We start from the raw sequence: 25,375 nt of genomic DNA on the forward strand, positions 1-25,375 counted from the left end.
AGCCGTCTCGCTTCGCTCGACGAGCTGACACTTCCCCCGCAAGCGGGGGAAGGTCTGCTGAGAGGCAACCCGACCTGCAGATTTTCTATTCCCTGCCCTCAGCAAACATGGCCCCTTCCACGCATTGACCCGCCGCATCTCCGCCCTGATATGGCCATGACCGCGAGGCGCTCCCCCTGACCGCGCGGTCGGAGACGACGATGTCCAAAGTCCTGACACAGGCCGGCCCTTATCGGCGCGGCGGACGATGTAGCGGCTGAAGCCGCCCGATCCGTCATATCCACCCCCTAGGCCGGACGTCGAAGACGCCGGCTCCGCGCGCCTAGACGCGCCAAGAACAATCATCAGGAAATCTCTCAAATGCGCACCGCCTTCCGAGCCGCCTCGCCGGCGCTTCTCGCCACCGTCTCCGCCGTCGCCCTGCTGAGCGCCGCGCCCGCCTTCGCTCAAGAGGCCCCGGATGAGGCCGCGACCGTGGACGAGATCGTCGTCACCGGCACCCGCGTGGCCAATCGCTCGCGCCTCGACACCCTGGCCCCCGTCGACGTGGTCACGGCCCAGAGCCTGCAGAACCGGGGCACGACCGAGTTCGCGACGGCCCTGGCCCAGTCCGTGCCGTCCCTGACCTTCCCGCGCCCCTCGGCCAACGACGGCAGCGACTCGATCCGTCCGGCGACCCTGCGCGGCCTGTCGCCCGACCAGACCCTGGTCCTGGTCAACGGCACGCGCCGCCACGCCTCGGCCCTGGTCAACACCAACGGCGTCGTCGGACGCGGCTCGGCCGCCGTTGATCTGAACGCCATTCCGACCGCGGCCCTGGACCGGGTCGAGGTGCTGCGCGACGGGGCCTCGGCCCAGTACGGCTCGGACGCCATCGCCGGGGTGGTGAACCTGCGGCTGAAGGAAGCCTCCAGCGGCGGCGGCGCCAGCGTCACCTATGGCCAGTATCTGACCACGGTGAAGACCGCGCGCGGCGAGCGCGACGAGGAGGACGGCGCCACGACCACCGCCTCGGCCTGGCAGGGGTTCGCCCTGGGCGACGACGGCTTCCTGACCCTGTCGGCGGAATATCTGAACCGCGAGTCGACCAACCGCTCCGACTATGATCCCCGCGCCGCGGCCAACGGCGCAGTCACCGCCCGGTTCGGCGATCCGGACGTCGAGCAGTGGACCGTCTTCGCCAACGCCGGCAAGGGTCTGGGGAACGGCTGGGAGGCCTATGGCTGGGCCGGCTATCAGGACCGCGACAGCTCCGGCGCCGCCTTCCCGCGCCTGCGCGACAACGTCAACAACGTGACGGCCGTCTATCCGAACGGCTTCCTGCCCAAGGTGGCGGTCAATTCGCAGGACGCGTCGCTGGCCGGCGGCCTGCGCGGCGTCATCGCCGGATGGGACGCCGACGTCAGCCTGGTCTATGGCCGCAACGCGCTGGATTTCCGCACCGAGGATTCGCTGAACGCGACCTATGGGGCCGCCTCGCTGACCAGTTTCGATTCCGGCAGCCTGATCTATGACCAGCTGGTGCTGGGCGCCGACTTCAGCCGGCAGTTCGAGGCCGGCCTGTCAGGCGGGCCGCTGAACCTGGCCTGGGGCCTGGAGCAACGCTGGGAGAATTATCAGATCGAGGCGGGCCAGCCTGAGAGCTACAACCGCGGGCCGCTGGGGTCGAACACGGCCCTGTCGGGCGGGGCCCAGGGCTTCCCCGGCTTCCAGCCGTCGAACGCAGTGGACGTGGATCGCGACAATTTCGCCGCCTATGCCGACATCGAACTGCCGATCACCGACAAGCTGACGGTCGCCGGCGCCGTGCGGTTCGAAGACTATTCCGACTTCGGCGACACCCAGACGGGCAAGCTGTCGGGCCGGTATGACTTCACGCCCAACTTCGCCCTGCGCGGTTCGGTCTCGACCGGCTTCCGCGCCCCGTCGCTGCAACAGTCCTATTTCACCTCGACCTCGTCGGTGATCCAGGACGGGGCGGTGGTGGAGACCGGCACCTTCCCGTCGGTCAGCGCGGTGGGGACGGCCCTGGGCGGACGGCCGTTGAAGCCCGAGACCTCGACCAATTATTCGCTGGGCGCCGTGGTGCGGCTGGGGGCCTTCGACCTGACGGTGGACGCCTACAAGATCGAGATCGAGGACCAGATCGTCCTGTCCGAGCTGATCCGCAATCCGACCCTGCTGACCCCGCTGGGGGTTCAGGCCGCGCGCTTCTTCCTGAACGGGGTCTCGACCACGACGGAGGGTGTGGACGTGGTCGGCCGCTATCGTCTGCCGACGGACAATGCGGGCGATTTCGACTTCACCGTGGCCGCCAACTTCAACGACGTGTCGCTGGACACCGACCTGGCGCCCGGCCTGTTCGGTCGCCAGCGGATCCTGACGATCGAGGAGGGCACGCCGGACGTGAAGGTCTCGGCCGGCGCCGACTGGCGGCTGCAGAAGTGGGGGGCGACCCTGCGGGCCACCTATTACGGAGACGTGCTGCAACCGGGGTCGGTCGCGGCCAACGACTATCGCACGGGTGAGAAGACGGTGATCGATCTGGAGGGCCGGTATCAGCTGACCGACCGGGTCGGGCTGGCGGTCGGGGCGGACAATGTCTTCGACGAATATCCGGAGGCGACCCCGGCGTCGCTGAACTCGAACGGGGTGCTGGGCTATCCCTACAACTCGCCGTTCGGCTTCAACGGGCGGTTCGTCTACGCGCGGGTCAATCTGACCTGGTAGGCGGACTTAAGCCGCCTGGACGTCGTCGATTCGGTGTTCGGCGGCGTCCATGGCCTGGTCCATGGCGGCGTAGAGCCGGGCCTGGGTGATCGGCTTGGCCAGATGGGCGTCCATGCCGGCGGTCAGGCAACGGGCCACGTCCTCGGGCATGGCCTCGGCGGTGACGGCCAGGACGGCGATCTCGGCCGCCGGCCCGTCCAGGGCGCGGATGGCGCGGGTGGCGGCGACCCCGTCCATCACCGGCATGCGCACATCCATCAGCACCAGGTCGAAGGCGCCGGCCCGCACCGCCTCGACCGCCTCGCGACCGTCGCCGGCCTCGGCGGTCTCGCAGTCGGCGGCCTCCAGCATGATCCGCATCAGGTCGCGGTTGGACGGATGGTCGTCGACGATCAGGACCCGCATCCGCCGGTCCTGCACCGGCAGGGCGTCGGGGGTCGCGGCGACCGCGACGGCGGGGGCGGGAATCTCGACGGTGAAGGTCGTGCCCATCGCCGGGGCGCTCTCGACCCAGACGGCGCCGCCCATACGGTCGATATGGGTCTTGGCCAGGGCCAGGCCGACGCCGGCGCCCTCGTGGGCGCGGCGAGTGGTGGCGTCGGCCTGTTCGAACAGGCTGAAGACGCCGGCCAGGACGTCTTCGGTCATGCCGCAGCCGGTGTCGTGGATTTCGAACCGCAGCCGGTCGTCGCGCCGCTCGACCTGGATGCGCACCCCGCCCCGGCCGGTGAACTTGACGGCGTTGCTGCCCAGATGATGCAGGATCTGGCGCAGGCGGCGGCCGTCGGTCATGGCCGGGCCGTCGGCGCCGGGGGCGAAGGTCACGACGAAGTCCAGACCGCGCACAGCCGCCCATTCGCGCGCCGGGCCCAGGGCCTCGTCCACCAGGGCGCGCATGTCCACGGATTTCGACGCCACCTCGCCGCCGCCGCTCGACACCTCCAGCAGGTCCTCGATCAGCCGCAGCATGGCCTCGCCGCACTGGTGGACGGCCTCGACCTGACGCCGGCCCTCGGCGTCCAGTTCGGGATGGCGCGACAACAGGTCGGCGTAGCCGGTGATCCCGGTCAGGGGGGTGCGCATCTCGTGGCTCATCATGGCCAGGAAGCGGGACTTGGCGGCGTCGGCCTTCTCGGCGCGCTGAAGGGCGGCAAGCGCCGTCCGGGTCCGGTCGCGCAGGCGGGCGACCAGGCGTCGGCGCTCGGTCGACAGGGTGGTGATCGGCAGGGCCGTCGCCACGACCGTCAGCAGGAAGAGGTGGAGCACATTCATCTGGCGCATCACCGCCGGAATGGGGGCGAGGGCGAGGTTTTCTCCCAGCCGGGTCAGCACCACGGGGCCGCTGCCGATCAGCGTCGCCCCCACGGCGATGACGGAGATGAGGCCGACCGCGCCGGCGGTCCACGGCGGCGACAGCCGGAAGGCCAGCAGGATCAGGGGCGGGAAGATGATGAACAGGATCGGCGCCGCGGTCTGACCGAAGGCCCACAGGGCGGCGGCGCACATCAGCCCCATCAGCACCCCCACCTCGACCCGCGAGGCCTGGGCGTCATGATGGAACCGATGCCGACGCGCCACCAGCAGCAGGGCCGGGGTGACAATCATCATCGCCAGCAGCTCCATATCGAACAGATGGTGCAGGCGGAAATTGAGAACTTCCAGCGGCATCGGACGGAGCAGCGAAACAATGAGGCCCGCCAGCGAGGTGGTCAGGGCCACGGCCGGGATGGCGGCGCCGACGGCGAAACGAAACAGGCGTTTGGGCCGTCTCATGTCCAGGGCCGCGCCGCACAGGCGCCGGGCCAGCAGGGCCGCAACCGTCACCTGCAACAGGTTCAAGGCGACATTGGCGACCGCGAAGACCGTCGGATCGCCCCGGACGATATTATTGGCCAGGTTGAGCAGGACGCCGCCGATCAGAACGCCCCGGGCCTTGTCGCGGGGCAGTTGCAGCACGGCGGCCAGCAGGACGGCGTTGGCGGGCCACATGACGGTGACGTGCAGCGCCGCCATGCTCCACTGCCCCAGCGCCAGGGCGGTGACGAACAGCAGGACATAGAGCCAGGGGGGCGGCCCCGCCTCGCGACCGGCGTCATGCCGGAAGAATCGCCAGCGCCCCCGTCCCAAGGTCTTTCTGCTCCCGTCCATACCGCTCAATTGACGGAGATTGCGTAAGAATCCCGTTCTTTCAGAACTAGGTAGAATTCCGCATAGGCGGTTCGTCTTGCTCAACCCGCCAGACCGACCGTACGATGAGGCTACGGATCTGGCGGCGACTGGCCGCTCTTTTGGAGTGTCCGCCCATGCGTCTTCTGTCCTGCGCCGCCGCCGCCCTGATCCTGGCCGCCATCCCCAGCTTCGCCGCCGCCCAGACCGCGCCCGCCGCCCCGTCGGCGCCGGCGCCGGGCCCCGATGAAGCCGCCTTCGAGGCGCGCGCCGAGGCGTTCGGCAAGACGATGGAGACGATGGCGACCGAGATGCAGGCTGCTGCGGCCCAGACGGACAAGGCCAAGGCCAAGACCGACCTGGACGCCCTGCAGGCGCGCTATCAGCCCCAGGTCGACGCCTTCGCCGCCGATGTTCAGGCCTTCGCCAGCGCCCAGGGGGCGCCGGCGGATCAGCTCGCAGCGGCGGAGACGCAGATCAAGGCGATCCCCGCCATGGTCCGCGCCCAGATCGAGGCCGCCGCCGCTGCGCCGGCGCCCGCCACGCCGCAATAGGTCGCCTTACCGCGATTTCACTTGAGGCCGGGCGGCCTTGGGCGGAGTTTGAGCGGGTCGTCAACGGGGAAGCCACCCATGATCCGCGCTCTCAGCCTGACCGCCGCCCTGGCGCTCCTGCCCCTGTCCTCCGCCCTGGCGCAGGACGGCAAAGCATCGTCCGCCGCCGCCAGCCCCGAGTCCGCCGAGGCCCGGCTGGAATCCGCCGCCGCCGCCTTCGAGAAGCGGATGGAGGCCTTCGGCAAGCGGGCCGAGGCCATTTCCGAAGACGCGAGCCTGAGCGAGAGCGAGCGCGGTCAGCGGATCGCCGCCCTGTGGTCCGACTATGCCCCCGACGTCGCCGCCTTCACCGCCGAGGCCACCCAACACGCCTCGGAACTGGCCGCCGAGGCCCTGAAGGACATTGACGTCGACGCCCTGGTCGAACAGGCCCTGAATGATCCCGAGGTTCAGCAGGCGATGGAACAGGGCATAGCCGCCGGAACCGGTATCGCCCGTAACAGCGCCTGGACCAATCCCGACCCGGAGCAGATGGAGACCTACGGCCTGATCGCCCAGTACGCGCTGGATCAGGCGAGCGACTCCCTGGAGGACGAGGCGGTCGAAGCGCCCGAGGCGCCCGAAGCCCCGGAACCGCCTGAGACGCCGACCGCCTGACGCTGCGCCCTGGCGCTGCCGACCCCGGTTCCCTCCTTGCGGAAGGAGGCCGCCATCCCTTCTCTTTCGTCATTCCGGGCGAAGGGCCGCTTGGCCCGCAGACCCGGAACCCAGCGGCGCGCGAGAGCGCGAACCTGTCGCGGACTCAGAGGTTAAAGGCGGAGCGTCGGAGAGATTTCGCCTTCGGCGCCTCCCCCGGTCCCGCTTCGCGGGCCGGAGGATGACGAGGGGTTTCGGGTCTCCGCTGCGCTTCGCCCGGAATGACGAAAGATGGGAGAGGACGCAGGGCCTCTCCTTGACCCCGCGCGCGATCACGGCGACACGACGCCGCATGGCCGCCCTCCCCGTCGATCCGCACCTCTATTCGACCTTCCTGGGGGTGATGGTGGTGATGGCCATCACCCCGGGCCCCGCCAATCTGTTCGCGGTCGCGACCGGGGTGGAAAAGGGTCGGGCCTCGGCCCTGGTCGGAGTGGTCGGCATGAACTGCGCCACCCTGGTCTGGTTCGCCGCCGCCGCCCTGGGCCTGGGCGCCCTGGTAAAGGCCTTCCCCGACGCCTTCCACCTGATCGCCATACTGGGCGCCCTCTATGTCGCCTGGCTGGGGATCAAGGCCCTGCGCGGCGCCGTGCAGAACACCGCCCCGACCGACCCCCAGCAGCCCGATCACGCCGTCGCGGTGCGCAAGGGCCGCAGCGCCTTCGTCGACGGGTTCGCGGTCCAGATCGCCAATCCCAAGGCCATATTGTTCTTCACCGCCGTCCTGCCGCCCTTCCTGGACGTCGAGCGGCCCGTCGCGCCCCAGTTGGCCCTGTTCGCCCTGGCCGTGATCGGCATGGATATGATGTCGATGAGCGCCTACGCCCTGTCCGGAGCCGCCCTGTCGCAGCGCATGCAACAGCCCCGGTTCCGGCGCGGCTTCGGCCTGTTCGTCGGGATCCTTTTGCTGACGGCGGCCGTACTGATTGTATTAAGGCTCTAGACGCAGTCGAGCTTCCTCCTAGATTGACGGGGAACATGGCCGTTCATGCGCCGTTCAGCCGCCAGCGCGCCCGAATGGGCGATCAAGGAGTTGATTTCATGAAAGCCCTACCCAGAAACAGAACGACGCTCAGGACCCTGGCCCTGACCGCCGTCGCGGGCCTGGCCCTGGCCGCCTGCGCCACCGCCACCCCCTATCAGCCCGCCGGCTTCAACGGCCAGCGCGGCGGCTATGCCGAACAGCGGGTCGAGTCGAACCGCTTCCGCGTCAGCTTCGCCGGAAACTCGGTGACCTCGCGCGAACAGGTCGAGATGTCCCTGCTGCTGCGTTCGGCCGAACTGACGGTCGAGAGCGGCTATGACTGGTTCGCCACCGTCAATCGCGCCACCGACCGCGACACCCGCTACGTCTCGAGCCCCGACCCCTTCTACAGCCGCTACAACAGCTTCTATGGCCCCTACTGGGGTCCGTCGTGGCGCTATTACCGCGGCGGCTTCTGGAGCCCGTGGGACCCCTGGGCCAACGACATCGACACCCGCCAGATCGACCGCTACGAGGCCAATGCCGAGATCATCATGGGCCGCGGTCCCAAGCCCGCCGGCGACCCCAACGCCTTCGACGCCCGCGAAGTGGTCCAGAACCTGTCGAGCCGCGTGACGCGCCCGATGCGCTAAGACGCGCGCCAGCCCCCAAAAGGCAAAGGCCCGGAACTGCGGTTCCGGGCCTATTTCTTTATCGCAGGGCCGCCAGGGCGTGACCGGCGATCAGGGTGTCGGCCAGACCGTGGGGATTGCGAACGCCGAAGTTTTCGGTCGTCACCACCACGACCGCATCCAGATCCGGAACGATCACCACCTTGTTGCCGCCGGTCCCGGCCATCGCCCAGGCCGGGTGGGCCACGCCGTTGACCTGATAGGTCGGCAGCCAGATCAGATAGCCGTAGTCGCCCCGTTCGGGATCGACCGTGGAATGGGGGGCGGTCATGGCCTTCGCAAAGGCCTCCGGCAGCACCTGACGTCCGTCCCAGCGGCCCCGGTTCAGCAACAGCTGGCCCAGGGTCAGCAGGTCGCGGCTGCGCAGGCCCAGGCCGCCGCCGCCCTGGGCCAGGCCCAGGGGCGAGGTCTGCCACTGCTCGCCCTCGATCCCCAGCGGGCCGAACAGGGCGTCGCGCGCAAAGGCCTGAAGCGGTTCGCCCGTCGCCGACTGGACCACGGCGCCCAGGGTGGTCACGCCGGCAGTGCAATAGCTGAAGGCCCGGCCATAGGGCTGGTCCGCCGGTTTGGGGATCCAGGCCGGGAAGCCCCGGATCGGCAGGTCCATGGCGAACTTCACCCAGTCCTCGATCAGATACATCCGCTCCTCGTTGCCGCGCGAGAAGGAATTGTCGTCGTCGCATTCCAGCAGCGAGCTCATGGTCAGCAAGTCCTCGACCGTGATCGCGGCCTTGCGCGGGTCGGGATTGTCGAACGGCCCGTGGTCGGCGACGAAGGGCAGGATCGGGGCGTCCACGCTGGCGATGTCGCCGCGCGCGACTGCGGCGCCGACCAGCATGGCGGTGACCGTCTTGGTCACGGAGCGGGTGTTGCGCCGGCTTTCACGGCCCACGTCGTCGAAATAGACCTCGTGCACCAGTCGGCCGTGCCGGGCGATCAGGACGCTGGTGATCTTCTGGAAGGTCCCGGCGCGGACGGCGGCGTCCATGGCCGCCAGCCCCTCGGCGGAGACGTCCTGGGTTTCAGGCGCGGCGACCGGCCAGACGGGTTCGGCCAGGACCGGAGAGGAGATGAGCGCGAGGCCGAAGGCCGCGAGAAGCAGGGGACGCATGACAATCCTTAAAGAGGAGCGAGACCCGAGGTGTCGCAGACGGCGCGCGCCGGGTCTTGAACAGATGAAACCGGCTCAGGCGAACAGGGCGCGATAGCGGCCGGGCGTCAGGCCGTAGATATGCCCGAACTCGCGGGTCAGATGGCTTTGATCGGCATAGCCCCCGAGCGCGGCCAGTTCGGCCAGATCCACGCCCCGGGCCAGACGCCCGGCGGCCCGATCGGCCCGCGCCTGGCGAATGGCGGCCGCCGGCGAACGGCCGAAATGGCGACGATAGCGGCGCGCCAGCGAGACGGCGTGGACGCCGACGATGCGCGCCACGGTCGCCACCTCCAGCCCCGGCTGGTCGGCCAGGTCGTGCAGAACTTCATGGGCCCGCAGCAGCCACTCGGGCGCCGGGTCCTCGTTCAGGTCGCCGGGGGTCAGCACCGCCGCCGCCAGATCCAGGGTCAGCCCCTCCATGGCCACGGCGTCGCCCGCCGCGAACCGGCCGGCCACCCCGATCAGACGTCGCGCCGCGCCTTCGGCCAGGGCGCCGCGCAACCGCATCGGGTCGCCGCGCCTGGCGCTCTTGGGCGGATCGAAGCTGATCGACAGGAAGCGGCCGCCGGCGTCGGTGAAACAGTCGCGGTGTTCGACGCCCGGCGGATTCCACACCAGGGCGCCGGGGCCGAAGGCGGCGCCCTTGGGCGTCAGGGGGTCGTGCGCCAGGCTGCAATAGCCGTCGTCCAGCGCCAGGATGAAATGGGCGTCGTCATGGGCGTGAAACACGACGCTCTCGGGCGGACGGTCGGCGATCCACAGGCCGACGCGAAACCCGCCGGCCTCGACCGTCCGCGAGGCGGCGCCGAAGAAGTCGCCGGACGACAGATGCGGTCTGGCCATGAAGCGATCCCCGCGCGGCGTCTCCCGCCACGCTTGGCATCATGCGCGGGACGAACGCAAAGAAAAAGGCCCGGAACCTGGGTTCCGGGCCTGTCTCTGTCGGTGCTGACGACCCCGGACTAGTCCAGGGTGCGCTTGATCTCTTCGACCGTGAAGCACTCGATGTAGTCGCCTTCCTTGATGTCCTGGAAGCCCTGGAACTGCATGCCGCATTCCTGGCCGGCCGTGACTTCGTTGACCTCGTCCTTGAAGCGTTTGAGCGTGTTGAGCGTGCCCAGTTCGAGCACGACCACGTCGTCGCGGACGATACGGACGCGGGCGCCCTTGCGGACCACGCCTTCCGACACCCGGCAACCGGCGATCTTGCCGATCTTGGAGATGTCGAACACCTGCAGCACGGCGGCGTTGCCCAGGAAGGTTTCCCGTTGCAGCGGCGCCAGCATGCCGGACAGCACGCCCTTAATATCATCGAGCAGGTCGTAGATGATCGAATAGTAGCGGATCTCGACGCCCTCGCGCTCGGCCAGGTCGCGCGCCTGTTTCGAGGCGCGGACGTTGAAGCCGAGGATCGGGGCCCCGGCCGACTTGGCCAGGTTGACGTCGCTCTCGGTGATGCCGCCGGCGCCGGAATAGACCGTGCGGGCGCGCACCTCGTCGGTGCTCATCTTGTCCAGCGAACCCATGATGGCTTCGGCGGAGCCCTGGACGTCGGCCTTGATGATGACCGGCAGTTCCGAGGCCTTCTTGGAGCCGAGCTTGGCCATCATGTCGACCAGCGAGACCGAGCCGCCCGAGACCTGGGCCTTTTCGCGCTTCACCCGCTGACGATATTCGGTCAGCTCGCGGGCGCGGGCTTCGGATTCCACCACGGCGAAGACGTCGCCCGGAGACGGGGCCTCGTCCAGACCCAGGATCTCGACCGGGACGGACGGACCGGCTTCGGTCAGCTGCTCGTTGCGTTCGTTCAGCAGGGCGCGAACCTTGCCCCACGATCCGCCGGCCACGACGATGTCGCCGCGCTTCAGCGTGCCGCGCTTGACCAGGACGGTGCCGACCGGGCCGCGACCCTTGTCCAGCTTGGCCTCGATGACCACGCCCTCGGCCGAGCGATCGGCGTTGGCGCGCAGGTCCATGACCTCGGCCTGGACCAGGATGGCTTCCAGCAGGCCGTCGAGGTTCATCCGCTCCTTGGCCGAGACCTCGATGATCTGGGTCTCGCCGCCCAGGTTTTCGGCGATGACTTCGTGCTGCAGCAGCTCGTTGACGACCTTCTGAGACGTCGCCCCCGGCTTGTCCATCTTGTTGACCGCGACGATCAGGGGCGCCCCGGCCGCCTTGGCGTGCTGGATGGCCTCGATGGTCTGGGGCATGACGCCGTCATCGGCGGCCACGACCAGAACCACGATGTCGGTCACATTGGCGCCGCGCGCCCGCATGGCCGAGAAGGCGGCGTGGCCCGGGGTGTCCAGGAAGGTGACCTTCTGGTCGTTGTCCAGGCGCACCTGATAGGCGCCGATATGCTGGGTGATGCCGCCGGCTTCGCCGCCGGCGACGTCGGTGGTGCGCAGGGCGTCCAGCAGCGAGGTCTTGCCGTGGTCGACGTGGCCCATGATGGCCACGACGGGGGCGCGGACTTCGGCCGCTTCGGCGTCGTCGGCGTCGCCCAGGAAGCCGAACTCGATGTCGGATTCAGAGACGCGCTTCACCGCCATGCCGAACTCCTCGGCCACCAGTTCGGCGGTGTCGGAATCGATCACGTCGTTGATCTTCATCATCAGGCCCTGTTTCATCAGGAACTTGATGATGTCGACGCCGCGCACGGCCATCCGGTTGGACAGCTCCTGCACGGTGATGACGTCAGGGATGACCACTTCGCGCGGACGGTTGGGCGCGTCGGTCGAGCCGCCCTTGCGCTTTTCCTTCTCGCGTTCGCGGGCGCGGCGGACCGAGGCCAGCGAGCGCATGCGCTCGGCGGCGTCGCCGTCGCCGACCACGGACTGGATGGTCATCCGGCCTTCGCGGCGCTTCGGCTCGCCGCGCGTGCGGCTGACCGCCTTGCCGGCGTCGGAGAAACGCTTCTCGCGATCGTCGTCGCGACCGACCGGACGGCCGAAGCCGGCGCCGGGCGCACGGGCCGGACGCAGAACATTGGCCTCGGCCGGCGGTGCGTTCGGGGTCGGACGGCCGCCAGGGCCGTTGCGCGGACCGCCGGGACGAGCGGCGCCGGGGGCCGGACGCGGGTTCAGGGCCGAGTAACGGACGGGTTCAGCAGGCTTGGCGCCTTGCGGACGGCCGGCGCCGCCGGGGCCCGGACGGGCGCCCTGCGGACGGTCGGCTTGCGGACGATCCGTCTGCGGACGATCCGTATAGGACCGTTCGCCGCCGCCCATGGCCTGTTCACGGGCCGAACGGCCGCCGAAGGCGGGACGCTCGGGCGCCGCGCGTTGCGGATTGCCGGGCTTGGGCACGCGCTGGCCGAAGTTGACGACCGGACGGGCCGGAGCCGCCGGACGGGCCGGAGCGGCGGGCGCCGCGGGCGTCGGGGCCGGCGTGGGGGCGACCGGAGCCGGAGCCGGCGTCGGCGCGGCGGCGACGGGCGCGGCCGGCTTGGGCGCGGGCTTGGCCGGAGCGGCGGGCGCGGCGGCGGTCAGCTTGGCGGCCTCGGCGCGGGCGGCCTCGGCGGCGGCCTTGGCGGCGGCGGCCTCGTCGCGCGCAGCCTGGGCGGCGCGTTCGGTGGCGGCGGCCTGTTCGCGCGCAGCGGCTTCAGCCGCAGCCTTGGCGGCGGCGGCGGCGTCAGCCTTGGCGGCGTTGGCCTGGGTGGCCATGGCGATGGCGCGGCGACGCGCTTCCTGCTCTTCGGCCGACAGGGCCCCGCCGGCCGGTTGCGACGACCGCTGTCCCTGCGGACGGTTCTGCGACGACGACTGCTGCGGACGCGCGACGTCGAAGCCCTGCGGCCGCTGGGGTCCGCCGGCGCCGGGTCGGCGCTTGGTCTCGACCACCACCGTCTTGGACCGCCCGTGGCTGAAGCTCTGCTTCACGGTTCCGGTCGGGACCGATCCCACAACGCGCGGCTTCAGGCTCAGCGGCGCGCGCGGCCCCGTCTGGGACGGCGTGCCGCCCGGAGTGCCCTGGCCCGAACCCTGGCCTTGGTTGGTCTTGTCGTTTTCGTCGCTCATACGGTCGCTTTAATAGGGCGGAAAATCCCGCCGTCGTCTCAATGCACATGAACGACCGTGAGCCCGTCTCCGCCCTTGGAGACAGGCCCTCGGCCGCCAAAATCCTTAGCTCGCCCCACCTTTATCAAGGTCAGTCGGGGTTGCTCCCGCCGATCCGCCTTCGACACCGGAAATCTCCCAGTGAGGAGGGCGAAGCGGCCGAAATCCAGCCAATCGTTCGACCTCCATGGTCCACCGATCGGCCCGTCCGCCCGCAAGCAGGACGGCGTGTATCGCATTTTCCAGCCCAAGGGCCAAACTCAAATCGTCCACAGTGAACGCGCCGCAGATTTTCGCGGTCTGATGGCGGGCCAGGGCGAGGATTTTGCCACGCCCGTCGGCCGAGCCGTCGGCGGCCTCGATCACCCAGGCGACCTTGCCGGCACGCAGATTGGCGGCGGATTTTTCGAAGCCAGAGATAAGCACGCCTTCGCGCCGGGCAAGACCCAGCTGGTCGAGACAGCGCCGGAACAGCAGCCGTTCGACGACATCGGCCAGGTCGGCCGGGGCGGTCAGCTTCATCTTGGCGGCGCGGGTGAAGCCGTTCTTCTTGACCGCCGTCTCGATCGACGTGCGGCTGGCTTCGACCCACAGGCCGCGTCCGGGCAGTTTCCTGCCCAGGTCGGGAACCACCTGGCCATCGGGCCCGGCGACGAAACGGATCAGGCGAGATTCGTCCATGACCTCGTGAGAGACGAGGTCCCGGCGTTCCCGATCAATCGTTGCGTCGCGCAAGCTCATATGTGGCCAGGTCTCCCATCACGCGTTCGACGGTTCGGAGTCGTCCTCGGCGAGGACCTCCGTATCGTCGGAAGCATCGTCGGAACCGTCGGCGTCGGCTTCGGTTTCAGCCGGCGCGTCGCCGAACACCTGGTCCGGGTCGTATTCGCCGTCGGCGAAGTCTTCCTCGGCCTCTTCCGGCGCAGGCTGCGGCAGTTCCGAGGCGTCGATCCAGCCGGCGGCCACACGGGCCTGGAGGATCAGCATTTCGGCGTCTTCCTGGGCCAGGTTGAAGCTTTCCAGCACGCCCGGGACCTTGACCCGTTCGCCGTTCTTCACTTCGTAGCCGCCGCGGATTTCGTCGGTGGCCAGGTCGGCCAGGTCCTCGACGGTCTTGACCCCGCCCTGCCCCAGGGCGACGGCCATGGCCAGGGTCACGCCCGGCACCTGCAGCACGCCGTCCTCGACGCCCAGTTCGACGCGCTTGGCGTCCAGCTCGGCGGCCTTGCGGTCCAGGAAGTCGCGGGCGCGGGCCTGCAGCTCCTCGGCGGTCTCTTCGTCGAAGCCTTCGATTTCCGAGACTTCATACGGATCGACATAGGCCAGGTCTTCCACCGTGGCGAAGCCTTCGGTGACCAGCAGCTGGGCGATGACCTCGTCCACGTCCAGGGCTTCCTGGAACAGGCCGGTGCGCTCGCTGAACTCGCGCTGGCGACGCTCAGAATCCTGGGACTCGGTGATGATGTCGATCTGCCAGCCGGTCAGCTGGCTGGCCAGGCGCACGTTCTGGCCGCGACGGCCGATGGCCAGCGACAGCTGTTCGTCGGGCACGACCACTTCGACGCGGCCGGCTTCTTCGTCGAGCACGACCTTGGAGACTTCGGCGGGGGCCAGGGCGTTGACGATGAAGGTGGGCTCGTCCGGGTTCCACTGGATGATGTCGATCTTCTCGCCTTGCAGTTCGGCGACGACCGCCTGAACGCGCGAGCCGCGCATGCCGACGCAGGCGCCGACGGGGTCGATGGAGCTGTCGTTCGACAGGACGGCCATCTTGGCGCGCGAGCCCGAGTCACGGGCGGCGGCGCGGATCTCGATCACGCCGTCATAGACTTCCGGCACTTCCTGAGCGAACAGCTTGGCCATGAAGCCCGGATGGGCGCGCGACAGCATGACCTGCGGGCCCTTGGCCTCGGGCCGGACGTCGTAGATGTAGGTGCGGATCCGGTCGCCGATGTTGAACACTTCGCGCGGGATGGACTGGTCGCGGCGCATGACGCCCTCGCCCCGGCCCAGGTCGACGATGGTGTTGCCGTATTCGACGCGCTTGACCGTGCCGTTGACGATCTCGCCGACGCGATCCTTGAACTCTTCGTACTGGTTGGCGCGCTCGGCCTCGCGGACCTTACCGGTCACGACCTGGCGGGCCATCTGGGTCTGGACGCGGCCGAACTCGAACGGCGGCAGGGTCTCGACATATTCCTTGCCGACCTCGGCCTCAGGATCGCGCTTCAGGGCGTCCTTCAGGCGCACCATGGCGCTGTCGTTGAACTCTTCCAGCTCGTCTTCCGGCTGCCAGTCGTCCTCGACGATGGTGACGTGACGGGTCAGGGCCAGTTCGCCGGTCTTGTGGTCGATCTTGGCGCGGATGTCGTGATGGGCGCCGTAACGCGACTTGGCGCCCTTCTGGATCGCCTCCTCGATCGCCTCGATGACGACTTCGCGCTCGATGTTCTTTTCGCGGGCCACGGCCTCGGCGATCTGCAGCAGTTCGAGGCGGTTGGCGGAAATACCGGTGACGGCCATCAGGCGTTGTCCTCAGAAGGGGTCGTGGTGTCGGTTGTCAAATCAGCAGCCTCGCCTTCCGGCAGGCCATCGTCTTCAGGTTCGCCGCGCGCGGCGCGAATGGCGGCGCCCCGTTTCATCAGGGCGTCGGTCAGGACCAGTTTCGCATCGCTCAACCAGTCGAAGGGGATCAGGGCGGTTTCGTCCTCGCCGTCCAGGTCGACCAGGACATTGCCGTCCTCATAGCCGGCCAGAACGCCCTTGAACCGCTTCCTGCCCTCGATCATCCGGTCCGTCTCCAGCCGCGCCTCTTCGCCCTCGAACAGGTCGAAGTCGATGGGACGGGTCAGGGGTCGGTCGATGCCGGGCGACGAGACTTCCAGCATATATTCGCCGGCGATGGGGTCGGCGGCGTCGAACACCTCCGACACCGCGCGGCTCAGCTTGGCGCACTGTTCGACCGAGATGTCGCGGTCGGACGGGCGTTCGGCCATGATCTGCAGACGCTGGCGCTTGGAGCCGGTCATCAGGCGGACGCGCACGACCTCGAGACCGAGCGACTCCGCTATGGGGTCGATCAGCTCGAGCAGTTGGCGGTCCTGGGCGGTTCTTGCGCGCAAGCGGCGATTATCCAAAACAAAAGCGGCGGTCCGTCCGGGCCGCCGCTTGGAACGACGCCGTTGGACGCCGGTCTAACGATGTGGAGGGCCATATAGGCGTTTCACATTCGCTTGTCAGCCCTCTTTGTTTCGGGGGCGGTGGGCGTCCGCCTCAGATCAGCGCCAGCCGCCCCAGATAATCCATCTTGCTCAACGGCACGCCTTCCTTGCGCAGGATGGCGTAGGCGGTCGTGACGTGGAAATGGAAGTTCGGCAGGACGAAGCTGGTCAGATAGCCCAGGCCGTCGAAATTCATCTCACGGCTGGGCGTCTTCAGCGTTATCGGCCGGGTCTCGGCCCCGGCGAAGGCGGCGGGGTCCACGCCCTCGATGAAGGCGAGGGTGCGGGCGATCCGGTCCTTCAATTCCGCGAAACTCGTCTCGTCATCGGCCATGGCCGGATTGTCGACGCCGGCCAGCCGCGCCACGGCGCCCTTGGCCGAGTCCGACGCCAGCTGAACCTGGGCGGCCAGGGGCCGCATGTCTTCATGGAGCCGGGCCTGGATCAGGACGGCTTCGTCAAACCCCTCCGCCAAGGCCTTGTCCAGAAAACCGGACAGATTGGTCAGGCCGCGCACGAGAACGGGCGATGCGACGTCGTAGATCGAGAGGGTCATTCCAGGGTTCCAGCCAAGGCTTCGGTAAGGAGGCCATAGCTGGGCGGTTGATCGCCGCCACGCCAGTCCCGTCACGCCGAATCTAGAATTCTTCCCAACCGTCGGCCGCGGGTCCGGGCTGAACGGCAGCCTGGGACACAGGCGCGACGCCGCCGCGACCGATGGTCTTCAGGGCGGCGGCCATATGGGCCGAGCGCGCGGGCGCCTTAGCCGAGGACCTGGACGCGACGCGGGCGGCTGCAGCCGAAGTCTCAGCGGAAGATTGGGGGCGAGCCTGAGGGGGAGCCTGGGGGGCAGCCTGGGCGGGCGCCGCGTCGCCGACCTTGAACTGGGCCACCGAGGCCTGAAGCGATTGGGCGTCCTGGGCCAGGGCGTGGCTGGCGGCGGTGGACTGTTCGACCATGGCAGCATTTTGTTGCGTCACCTGATCCATCTGGCTGACGGCGGTATTGACCTGGGCCAGGCCGACGGCCTGGTCCTGGGCCGAGGCGGCGATGTCGGCGACCAAGCCGTCGATCTCGGCGACCCGATCCACGATCCTTTGCAGGGCCTCGCCGGTCTGGCCGACCAGTTTGACGCCGGAATCGACCTGGGCCGTCGAGGTGGAGATCAGCGTCTTGATCTCCTTGGCCGCTTCCGCCGAACGCTGGGCCAGGGCCCGCACTTCCGACGCGACGACCGCAAAGCCACGACCGGCCTCGCCCGCACGGGCGGCTTCAACCCCGGCGTTCAGAGCCAGCAGATTGGTCTGGAAGGCGATCTCGTCGATCACGCCGATGATCTGGCTGATCTGAGACGACGAACCTTCAATGGCCTGCATGGCCTCGACCGCATCCCGCACGATCACGCCCGAGGTCTCGGCGTCGCCCTTGGCCGCCTGAACCACGTCCGAGGCCTGGCGCGCGCCCGAGGCGGTCTTGTTGATGTTGACCGTAATCTCGTCCAGCGCCGCCGCCGTCTCTTCCAGCGACGCGGCCTGTTGTTCGGTGCGCCGCGCCAGATCGTCCGAGGCCTGGGTGATTTCCCCCGCGCCCGAACGAAGGCCGGCCACATTGCCCAGCACCACGCCGATGGCTTTTTGCAACTGGTCCATGGCCCGGTTGAAGTCGTCGCGCAGCTGGGCGTACTCCGGCGGCAGGTCGCAACGGATGCGATAGGTCAGCTCTCCGTCCGCCAGCTTGGACAGGCCCACGCCGAAGGACCGAACCACCAGCGCCTGCTGTTCCCGCTCGACCACCTCGCCGGCGGCCTGACGTTCCCGTTCCGCTGCGGCCCGCGCGTCGACCAGATCGGCGTCGGCCTTGCGCTTGGCCTCCGCGGCGTCGCGGAAGACCACGAGGGCGGCGGCCATCTCGCCCAGTTCGTCGCGGCGGCCTGCGCCGGGAATCTCGATCTGTTGCTCGCCTGCGGCCAGGCGGCGCATGGTGCGCGTCATCGCCTCCAGCGGACCCGTGACGCCTGTCAGCACGAAACGGGTCGCCGAAATCAGGGTCAGGATCGCCATCAGACTGATCACCCCCATGGCGACCAGCGACAGACGGAAAGCGTGCTGGGCCGCCGCCGCCTCCTCACGCGCGACCCGGGCCTCCAGGTCGACCAGGGCGCCGATCGCGGCGGTCAGGGGATCGATGGCCGGGTAAAGCGTATGGTCGGCGAAATACGCCAGGGCGACCCGGTCGCCCGACGCCAATATGGCCTCGAGCTGAGCCGTCGCGGCGTCGGCGCCCGGCAGACTGGCGTTGGCGGCGTCGATCAGGGCCTGCTCTTCCGGGGAGACGCTGTCACGGGCGTTGAAGTCGGCCCAGTTGGTCTGGATCAGGCTCTTGGCCTGACGGACGCTGTCGATCGCCTGTTGCTGGGTGAAGGCGCCGGACCGGGCCTTGTGCACCGTATCGACGATGTTCACCGCGTACATGTCGCTGACCACCTTCAGCGCCTGCATGGGCGCGACCCGGTCGACGATGATGGTCTGGATACGGCCGCCGGCCGCCGTGGCGGACAACCAGCTGACCCCCGCGATCAGGCACAGCGCCACGCCCATGGCGGCGAGGCCGGCCAGCAGACGGTTCCTGACAGTGATCTTCATCCGGCGGCCCCAATGATTAGGAGCCTCAGGCGTCACGCCCCCGTCTGCACGAGGCGCCCCTTCGCCCCGCCCAAAAGGCGTCGCTCAAAAGCGGGGCGAGGGGATTCCACGGCGCGAACAGGCGACGCCTGAAGCTGGGGCCAATTTATGGTTTCCAAATCGCGACGAAGCGTAAACCCTAACCTAGGGCAAATTACATATCATCGTTCTTTAGCCCTCTGGGAAGATCAGAACTCTTCCCAGCCTTCCGCGGACGGGGCGGCTTCATATGCGGCCTGGGGCGCGGGCGCAGCGCCGCCGCGACCGAGGGTCTTCAACGCGGCGGCCATATGGCTCGAACGGGCCGGCGCCTTGGCGGCGGGGCGCGGTTCGGCGCGGTGCGAGGCCGCCGGCGCAGCCGCGCGGGCTGTGTCCCCGACCTTGAACTGGGCGACCGAGGCCTGAAGCGACTCGGCTTCCTGCGACAGCGAATGGCTGGCGGCAGTGGATTGCTCGACCATGGCGGCGTTTTGCTGGGTGACCTGGTCCATCTGGTTCACCGCGGTGTTGACCTCGGCCAGGCCGACGGCCTGCTCCTGGGCCGAGGCGGCGATTTCCGAGACCAGACCGTCGATCTCGGCGACCCGATCCACGATCCGTTGCAGGGCCTCGCCGGTCTGGCCGACCAGTTTCACGCCCGAACCGACCTGGGTGGTCGAGGTCGAGATCAGCGTCTTGATCTCTTTCGCGGCTTCCGCCGAACGCTGGGCCAGGGCCCGAACCTCCGACGCCACGACCGCGAAGCCGCGACCGGCTTCGCCGGCGCGAGCGGCCTCGACCCCCGCGTTCAGGGCCAGAAGATTGGTCTGGAAGGCGATCTCGTCGATCACGCCGATGATCTGGCTGATCTGATCCGAAGAGCCCTCGATCGCCTGCATGGCCTGGACCGCATCCCGGACGATCACGCCCGAGGTCTCGGCGTCGCCCTTGGCCGCCTGAACCACTTCGGAGGCCTGGCGAGCGCCCGAGGCGGTCTTGTTGACCGTGGCGGTGATCTCATCCAGCGCGGCCGCCGTCTCTTCCAGGCCCGCCGCCTGCTGTTCGGTGCGGCGCGACAGGTCGTCGGCGGCCTGCGAGATCTCGCAGGCGCCGGATCGAATGCCGGCGATATTGGCCACCACCACGGCGACGGCCTGCTGCAGCTGGGCGATGGCGGCGTTGAAGTCGGTCTTCAGCTGCGCCGCCTTGGGCGCGAACTCGGCCTCGATCCGATAGGTCAGATCGCCGTCGGCCATGGCCGACAGGCCCTGGCCCAGGGCCTCGATGGTGACCCGGTCGGCCTCAGCCTCTCGCGCCTTCTCGGTCTCGCGCGCGGCCCGTTCCTGTTCGCTCATTGAGCGTTGCGACAGGGTCTCGGCCTCCAGCCGGTCCTTTTCGATGGCGGCGTCGCGGAAGATCGCCAGGGCGGCGGCCATCTTGCCGATCTCGTCGCCGCGTTTGACGCCGGGAATCTCGGAGGTCTTGTCGCCCTCGGCCAGGCCGCGCATCCGCCGCTCCAGCGCCACCACAGGGGCCGACACCGAACGGCCGATGAACCAGCCCGTCGCCCCGACCGCCAGCAGCACCAGCAGGGCCATTGAGCCCAGGGCCAGAGCCGCCTTGCCCACGGCCGCCGCGATCTGGTCGGTATAGACGCCCGAACCGATCACCCAACCCCAGGGCGCGAAACCCTTCACATACGAGATCTTGGGCGCGGCCCCGTCCTGGTTCGGCTTGGCCCACTGATAGTTGACGAAGCCCTCGCCGTCCTTCTGAACCACGGCGACGAATTCCTTGAACATCAGCACGCCGTCGGCGTCCTTGTTCTCGCTCAGATCCTTGCCGTTCAGCGCCGGCTTCATCGGGTGCATCACCATGGTGGGATGCATGTCGTTGATCCAGAAATAGTCGTCGGCGCCATAGCGCATGGCGCCCACGGCGGCCTTGGCGGCGGTCTGGGCCTGGTCTTGCGTCAACCGGCCGGCCGCCTGTTCGCCCTGATAATAGGCGACCACGCTGTGGGCGATCTCGACGGACTTCTTGGTGCGGTCAGCGATGTCTTCGCGCATCACGGCGTCCAGCCGCATCAGGGACAGGCCGGTGATCACCAGCAGACCCGCCATGGTCACAAGGGCCAGCAGATTGATCCTGCCGCCGATCGTCAACGCCTTCATGGTTCGTCCCCGTTATTTTACTTAGGGACCATTACTAATGAAGATCGTTAATCACCCGTCTATGCTCAAAATACGTATAATTACTTATTCATTGCGTCAGGATTTGCGGCGGTATTCCAGGAAGATCGGCGCCGTGTCGCCCAGCTTCTTCTCCTCATAGCGGGTGACCACATGGTCCGCCGGGGGCAGGAACCAGTCCTGGTCCGCCGCCCCGATCCGCTCCAGCCCCGGCGTGCGCTCCAGCCGCTCCAGCGTCCATTCGGCATAGTCGCGCCAGTCGGTGACGAACCGCAGCGTCCCGCCCGGCTTCAGGATGCGGGCGAAGGCCTGGGCCGTCTCGTCCTGCAACAGGCGGCGCTTGTTGTGCCGGGCCTTGTGCCAGGGATCGGGGAACAGGATCAGCACCCGGTCCACCGAGGCGTCGGGCAGGGCGTCGACCAGGTCGCGCGCGTCGTCGGCGTGGATGCGGACATTCTTCAGCCCGCCCTCGTCGACATGGCGCAGGGCCGAGGCCACCCCGTTCAGAAAGGGCTCGCAGCCGATCACCAGGGCGTCGGGCCGCGTCGCCGCCTGGGCCGCCATATGCTCCCCGCCGCCGAACCCGATCTCCAGCCACACCTCGACCGCCTCGGGCATCATCGCCTTCGGGTCCAGCGGACCGGCCTTGGGATCGGGCACGGCGATGGTCGGCAGCAGGCTGTCCATCAGCGCCGCCTGCCGCGGCTTGATCGGCCGCGCCTTGATCCGGCCGAACGACCGCAGCGGCCGGTCGAGATGGGGGTTTTCATCGTCGTTCATGCGCGTGCCGTTACCGGTCCCAGGCCGGAGCGTCCAGAGCGTCTCACCTCCCCGTTCGCGAAGGCGAATGGGGAGGACAGGTCGCGCCAGCGACCAGGAGGGGGCGACTCCGCCCTATCCCGCGTCTCGTCGCGCGCGCACCACCGTCAGAATGAAGCCAAGTACCCCCTCGAGTTCGTCTTTCACATGGATCGCTCGCACGCGGACAACCTTCACGCCGCGCTCGCCCAGCCACGCCGTCCGTCGCTGGTCGTGAGCGACCTGTTCCGGCTGATCATGAACCGCGCCGTCCACCTCGACCGCCAGCTTCGCCTCGGCGCAGTAGAAATCGAGAATATACGGACCGATCAGATGCTGCCGACGGAACTTGCAGCCGTTCAGGCGTCCAGCCCGTAGCGCAGTCCAAAGCCGGGCTTCCGGCGGAGTCATTAAACGGCGAAAAGCCTTCGCCCGTGTGAAGCTCAGACCGTCAGCCACCGTCTCGCCCCCTCCTGACCGCTGCGCGGTCTGTCCTCCCCATTCGCCTTCGCGAACGGGGAGGTGATGACCGTATCCCACTCCCAAAGAACATCGAAATCTTTTGACGCCTCCGCCAGATGCCCCTCCTATGACGATCGCAAGACACGTCGGGCTGGCGTGTCGTCGGGAAGAGGGGATCTGATGATCGGACATCATCTGCGGGGCGTCAGCCTCGCGGCCATAGGCTTTGCTGTGCTCGGCCTGCCTATGCTGAGCTTGGCGGCCTGCGCCACCACAGGCGCGGAATCGGAGGCCGCCGCGCCGTCCAAGGACAAGACCCTGGCCGCGGGCCTGGATCCGGCGACCACCCTGAACCCCTATCCGTCCACCTATCAACCCTTGCCGCGCGAGAATTTCGCCGTGGTCGGCGCGACCGTCCTGACCGGTACGGACCGCAAGATCGACAATGGCGTGGTCGTGGTCACGGACGGCAAGATCGCCGCCGTCGGCGACGCCTCGACCCCCGTCCCCGCCGGCTATCGCGTGATCGAGGCGCGCGGCCGCTATGTCACCCCCGGCGTCATCGACGTCCACAGCCACCTGGGCGTCTATCCGTCGCCCGGCGTACAGGGCATGAGCGACGGCAACGAGGCGACCAGCCCGAACACCGCCCAGGTCTGGGCCGAACATTCGCTGTGGCCCCAGGACCCGGGCTTCAACACCGCCCGCGCCGGCGGCGTCACCACGCTTCACATCCTGCCCGGCTCGGCCAATCTGTTCGGCGGCCGCGGCGTGACCATCCGCAACACGCCCTCGATCACCATGCAGGGCATGAAGTTCCCGGACGCCCCCTATACGATCAAGATGGCCTGCGGCGAGAACCCCTCGCGGGTCTATGGCTCGCGCAACCAGAGCCCGGCCACCGGCATGGGCAATATGGCCGGCTACCGCGCCGCCTTCATCGCCGCGCGCGACTACAAGGCCAAGTGGGACAAGTGGCGCGAGACCGGCGAGGGCGCGGCCCCGACCCGCAACCTGCAGAACGAGACCCTGGTCGGGGTGCTGGACGGGTCCATCCTGATCCAGAACCACTGCTACCGCGCCGACGAGATGGCCATGATGATCGATATGGCCAAGGAGTTCGGCTACCGGATCACCACCTTCCACCACGCCACCGAGGCCTACAAGCTGGCCCCGCAACTGGCCGCCAACGGCATCTGCGCCGCCATGTGGACCGGCTGGTGGGGCTTCAAGATGGAGGCGCTGGACGCCATCGAGGAGAACGCCGCCCTGGTGGATGCGCAACAGGGCTCGTGCGCCGTCATCCACTCCGACGACGCCGAACTGACTCAACGGTTGAATCAGGAAGCCGCCGCCGCCCTGTCGGCCGGTCGCCGCGCCGGACTGAACATCTCGGAAGAACACGCCATCGGCTGGATCACCTCCAACGCCGCCAAGGCCATCGGCATCGCCGACCAGACCGGCTCGCTGGAGCCCGGCAAGCGCGCCGATGTGGTGATCTGGAGCGCCGATCCCTTCTCCATCTACGCCCGCGCCGACCAGGTCTTCATCGACGGCGCCCTGACGTTTGACCGGACCAACCCCGCCTATCAGCCGACCAGCGACTTCGAGCTGGGCCAGCCGGGCTATGGCCTGACCGCCGCCAACGTCGCCGAAGGAGCCCGCTGATGCGTCTGTCCCACATCCTCGCGGGCGCCGTTGCGGCCCTCGCCTTCGCCGTCCCTGCGGCGGCTCAGGACACCACAGCCATCGTCGGCGGCCGCGTCCTGACCGGAACCTCGGTCATAGAGGGCGGCACAGTCGTGATCCGTGACGGCAAGATCGTCTCGGTCGGCGCCGGCGCCGCCCCGTCCGGCGCCCGCGTCATCGACGCGACCGGCAAGGTCATCGCCCCCGGCTTCGTCGCCGTCGATTCCGGTCTCGCCGGGACCGAGGTCGGCGCCGTCAGCGGCACCAACGAACTGCGCAACAGCGCCAACACCCTCAGCGCCGCCTTCGACATCTCCTACGGCCTGGACCCCTGGTCCTTCACCCTGCCGGTGGCGCGCCTGGGCGGCATCACCCGCGCCGTGGTCGTGCCCCAGCACCCCGGCTCGTCCGGCGGCCATGTGCATGAGAACGAGACGGCCGGCGCCGGCGACGGCGGCTATCAGACCCCGGGACTGTTCGCGGGCCAGGCGGCGATCATCGACCTGGGCCCAGACTTGATAAACGGCGACGCCAACATCCTGGTCAAGCCGCGTGTGGCCATGGTCGCCCCGTTCGGCGAGGCCGGGGCCGACATCGCCGGCGGCGCCCGCGGCGCCCAGTTCGTCCTGTTCAAGGAGACCCTGGCCGAGGTCCGCCTCTACGCCCGCAACAAGTCCGCCTATGAGCGGGCGGGCCTGCGCGACCTCAGCCTGTCGCGCGCGGACCTGGAGGCCCTGATCCCGGTCGCCAACGGCTCCATGCCCCTGATCGTCAGCGTCCACCGGGCGTCGGACATCCAGCAGGTGCTGCGTCTGGCGCGCGAGGAAGGGATCAGGCTGATCCTGGACGGCGCCGAGGAAGGCTGGCTGGTCGCCGGCGAGATCGCTTCGGCCGGCGTGCCGGTCCTGCTGAACCCCATCTCCAACCTGCCCGCCGACTTCGAGATGCGGGCGGCGCGGATGGAGAATGCGGCGGCCCTGAACGCGGCCGGGGTGGTCATCGCCATCAAGGGCAATGAGGGGTCGACCCACCGCGCCCGCGAGGCCCGCTACAACGCCGGCAACGCCGTCTCGCACGGCCTGCCCTATAGCGCCGCCATCGCCGCCCTGACGGTCAACCCGGCCAAGATCTTCGGCATGGGCGGCCAGTTCGGCCAGATCGCGCCGGGCGCCGCCGCCGACGTCGTGGTCTGGTCCGGCGACCCGCTGGAGCCGCTCAGCCAGCCCTCGGCCGTCTTCATCGACGGCGTCGAACAACCGTTGACCAGCCGCGCCCTGCTGCTGCGCGACCGCTATCGTCAACAGACGCCGATGCCGCCGGCCTATCGCAACTGACGG

At 68.7% G+C, this 25,375-nt stretch carries 19 protein-coding genes; 7 read left to right on the forward strand and 12 right to left on the reverse strand.

Going from position 1 to position 25,375, the window contains the following annotated elements; translation table 11 throughout:
• Nucleotides 1-360: 360 nt before the first annotated feature.
• The gene (locus ACW170_RS03690) at nt 361-2,730 is read left to right on the forward strand and encodes a TonB-dependent receptor plug domain-containing protein (protein WP_492088339.1); all 2,370 of its coding nucleotides are present in this window, start codon (nt 361-363) and stop codon (nt 2,728-2,730) included.
• A gap of 6 nt (nt 2,731-2,736) precedes the next feature.
• On the opposite strand, the gene ACW170_RS03695 is transcribed toward ACW170_RS03690, so the two are convergent.
• Entirely contained in the window at nt 2,737-4,878 is a 2,142-nt protein-coding gene (locus tag ACW170_RS03695; protein WP_492088340.1) for a hybrid sensor histidine kinase/response regulator, read from the reverse strand.
• A 155-nt stretch (nt 4,879-5,033) separates the two neighbouring features.
• On the opposite strand from ACW170_RS03695, the gene ACW170_RS03700 reads away from it, so the two are divergent.
• From ACW170_RS03700 to ACW170_RS03715, 4 genes are all read left to right on the forward strand, one after another.
• The gene (locus tag ACW170_RS03700) at nt 5,034-5,450 is read left to right on the forward strand and encodes a translation initiation factor IF-2 (protein WP_492088341.1); all 417 of its coding nucleotides are present in this window, start codon (nt 5,034-5,036) and stop codon (nt 5,448-5,450) included.
• Between the two features lie 78 nt (nt 5,451-5,528).
• On the forward strand, nt 5,529-6,107 hold the full coding sequence (locus tag ACW170_RS03705; protein WP_492088342.1) for a hypothetical protein: 579 nt from the start codon (nt 5,529-5,531) through the stop codon (nt 6,105-6,107).
• A 331-nt stretch (nt 6,108-6,438) separates the two neighbouring features.
• Nucleotides 6,439-7,089 carry a LysE family translocator gene (locus ACW170_RS03710; protein WP_492088343.1) on the forward strand — a complete coding sequence of 217 codons (651 nt, stop codon included), beginning with the start codon at nt 6,439-6,441 and terminating at the stop codon, nt 7,087-7,089.
• A gap of 98 nt (nt 7,090-7,187) precedes the next feature.
• On the forward strand, nt 7,188-7,763 hold the full coding sequence (locus tag ACW170_RS03715) for a CC0125/CC1285 family lipoprotein (protein WP_492088344.1): 576 nt from the start codon (nt 7,188-7,190) through the stop codon (nt 7,761-7,763).
• Between the two features lie 58 nt (nt 7,764-7,821).
• Here the strand turns inward: ACW170_RS03715 and ACW170_RS03720 are convergent, their stop codons facing one another.
• The 11 genes from ACW170_RS03720 to ACW170_RS03770 form a co-directional block, all read right to left on the reverse strand.
• Complete coding sequence (locus ACW170_RS03720; RefSeq protein ID WP_492088345.1) at nt 7,822-8,913, reverse strand: serine hydrolase domain-containing protein; 1,092 nt, start codon at nt 8,911-8,913, stop codon at nt 7,822-7,824.
• A gap of 75 nt (nt 8,914-8,988) precedes the next feature.
• Nucleotides 8,989-9,798: a helix-turn-helix domain-containing protein gene (locus ACW170_RS03725; RefSeq protein ID WP_492088346.1), complete on the reverse strand. Its 810-nt coding sequence runs from the start codon at nt 9,796-9,798 to the stop codon at nt 8,989-8,991.
• Between the two features lie 119 nt (nt 9,799-9,917).
• On the reverse strand, nt 9,918-12,977 hold the full coding sequence (gene infB / locus ACW170_RS03730) for a translation initiation factor IF-2 (protein WP_492088347.1): 3,060 nt from the start codon (nt 12,975-12,977) through the stop codon (nt 9,918-9,920).
• 105 nt (nt 12,978-13,082) lie between these two features.
• Nucleotides 13,083-13,757: an RNA-binding protein gene (locus tag ACW170_RS03735; protein ID WP_492088348.1), complete on the reverse strand. Its 675-nt coding sequence runs from the start codon at nt 13,755-13,757 to the stop codon at nt 13,083-13,085.
• A gap of 18 nt (nt 13,758-13,775) precedes the next feature.
• Nucleotides 13,776-15,539: a transcription termination factor NusA gene (gene nusA, locus ACW170_RS03740; RefSeq protein ID WP_492088349.1), complete on the reverse strand. Its 1,764-nt coding sequence runs from the start codon at nt 15,537-15,539 to the stop codon at nt 13,776-13,778.
• Nucleotides 15,539-16,138, reverse strand: coding sequence for a ribosome maturation factor RimP (gene rimP, locus ACW170_RS03745; RefSeq protein ID WP_492088350.1), 600 nt, complete (start codon nt 16,136-16,138; stop codon nt 15,539-15,541). Before rimP ends, nusA begins: the two co-directional genes overlap by 1 nt.
• 151 nt (nt 16,139-16,289) lie before the next feature.
• A complete protein-coding gene (locus tag ACW170_RS03750; RefSeq protein WP_492088351.1) occupies nt 16,290-16,793 on the reverse strand; it encodes a DUF1993 domain-containing protein in 504 nt (167 codons plus the stop codon).
• Between the two features lie 82 nt (nt 16,794-16,875).
• On the reverse strand, nt 16,876-18,879 hold the full coding sequence (locus ACW170_RS03755) for a methyl-accepting chemotaxis protein (RefSeq protein ID WP_492088352.1): 2,004 nt from the start codon (nt 18,877-18,879) through the stop codon (nt 16,876-16,878).
• 227 nt (nt 18,880-19,106) lie between these two features.
• On the reverse strand, nt 19,107-21,071 hold the full coding sequence (locus ACW170_RS03760; RefSeq protein ID WP_492088353.1) for a methyl-accepting chemotaxis protein: 1,965 nt from the start codon (nt 21,069-21,071) through the stop codon (nt 19,107-19,109).
• 96 nt (nt 21,072-21,167) lie between these two features.
• Nucleotides 21,168-21,869 (reverse strand): tRNA (guanosine(46)-N7)-methyltransferase TrmB, encoded by a 702-nt coding sequence (trmB, locus tag ACW170_RS03765; RefSeq protein WP_492088354.1) that lies wholly within the window; start codon nt 21,867-21,869, stop codon nt 21,168-21,170.
• 114 nt (nt 21,870-21,983) lie between these two features.
• A complete protein-coding gene (locus tag ACW170_RS03770; protein WP_492088355.1) occupies nt 21,984-22,346 on the reverse strand; it encodes an endonuclease domain-containing protein in 363 nt (120 codons plus the stop codon).
• Nucleotides 22,347-22,529: 183 nt separating this feature from the next.
• On the opposite strand from ACW170_RS03770, the gene ACW170_RS03775 reads away from it, so the two are divergent.
• Together ACW170_RS03775 and ACW170_RS03780 are read left to right on the forward strand one after the other, a co-directional pair.
• Nucleotides 22,530-24,017 (forward strand): amidohydrolase, encoded by a 1,488-nt coding sequence (locus tag ACW170_RS03775; RefSeq protein ID WP_492088356.1) that lies wholly within the window; start codon nt 22,530-22,532, stop codon nt 24,015-24,017.
• Complete coding sequence (locus tag ACW170_RS03780; RefSeq protein WP_492088357.1) at nt 24,017-25,372, forward strand: amidohydrolase family protein; 1,356 nt, start codon at nt 24,017-24,019, stop codon at nt 25,370-25,372. Before ACW170_RS03775 ends, ACW170_RS03780 begins: the two co-directional genes overlap by 1 nt.
• Nucleotides 25,373-25,375: the final 3 nt, after the last annotated feature.

The organism is Brevundimonas sp. FV2ps16 (assembly GCF_058681075.1).

What these genes read in the sequence shown, in the direction of transcription:
- ACW170_RS03690 (WP_492088339.1), top strand. Translation starts at nt 361, where the DNA reads ATGCGCACCGCCTTCCGAGCCGCCTCGCCGGCGCTTCTCGCCACCGTC.
- ACW170_RS03695 (WP_492088340.1), bottom strand. Translation starts at nt 4,878, where the DNA reads ATGGACGGGAGCAGAAAGACCTTGGGACGGGGGCGCTGGCGATTCTTC.
- ACW170_RS03700 (WP_492088341.1), top strand. Translation starts at nt 5,034, where the DNA reads ATGCGTCTTCTGTCCTGCGCCGCCGCCGCCCTGATCCTGGCCGCCATC.
- ACW170_RS03705 (WP_492088342.1), top strand. Translation starts at nt 5,529, where the DNA reads ATGATCCGCGCTCTCAGCCTGACCGCCGCCCTGGCGCTCCTGCCCCTG.
- ACW170_RS03710 (WP_492088343.1), top strand. Translation starts at nt 6,439, where the DNA reads ATGGCCGCCCTCCCCGTCGATCCGCACCTCTATTCGACCTTCCTGGGG.
- ACW170_RS03715 (WP_492088344.1), top strand. Translation starts at nt 7,188, where the DNA reads ATGAAAGCCCTACCCAGAAACAGAACGACGCTCAGGACCCTGGCCCTG.
- ACW170_RS03720 (WP_492088345.1), bottom strand. Translation starts at nt 8,913, where the DNA reads ATGCGTCCCCTGCTTCTCGCGGCCTTCGGCCTCGCGCTCATCTCCTCT.
- ACW170_RS03725 (WP_492088346.1), bottom strand. Translation starts at nt 9,798, where the DNA reads ATGGCCAGACCGCATCTGTCGTCCGGCGACTTCTTCGGCGCCGCCTCG.
- infB (WP_492088347.1), bottom strand. Translation starts at nt 12,977, where the DNA reads ATGAGCGACGAAAACGACAAGACCAACCAAGGCCAGGGTTCGGGCCAG.
- ACW170_RS03735 (WP_492088348.1), bottom strand. Translation starts at nt 13,757, where the DNA reads ATGAGCTTGCGCGACGCAACGATTGATCGGGAACGCCGGGACCTCGTC.
- nusA (WP_492088349.1), bottom strand. Translation starts at nt 15,539, where the DNA reads ATGGCCGTCACCGGTATTTCCGCCAACCGCCTCGAACTGCTGCAGATC.
- ACW170_RS03750 (WP_492088351.1), bottom strand. Translation starts at nt 16,793, where the DNA reads ATGACCCTCTCGATCTACGACGTCGCATCGCCCGTTCTCGTGCGCGGC.
- ACW170_RS03755 (WP_492088352.1), bottom strand. Translation starts at nt 18,879, where the DNA reads ATGAAGATCACTGTCAGGAACCGTCTGCTGGCCGGCCTCGCCGCCATG.
- ACW170_RS03760 (WP_492088353.1), bottom strand. Translation starts at nt 21,071, where the DNA reads ATGAAGGCGTTGACGATCGGCGGCAGGATCAATCTGCTGGCCCTTGTG.
- trmB (WP_492088354.1), bottom strand. Translation starts at nt 21,869, where the DNA reads ATGAACGACGATGAAAACCCCCATCTCGACCGGCCGCTGCGGTCGTTC.
- ACW170_RS03775 (WP_492088356.1), top strand. Translation starts at nt 22,530, where the DNA reads ATGATCGGACATCATCTGCGGGGCGTCAGCCTCGCGGCCATAGGCTTT.
- ACW170_RS03780 (WP_492088357.1), top strand. Translation starts at nt 24,017, where the DNA reads ATGCGTCTGTCCCACATCCTCGCGGGCGCCGTTGCGGCCCTCGCCTTC.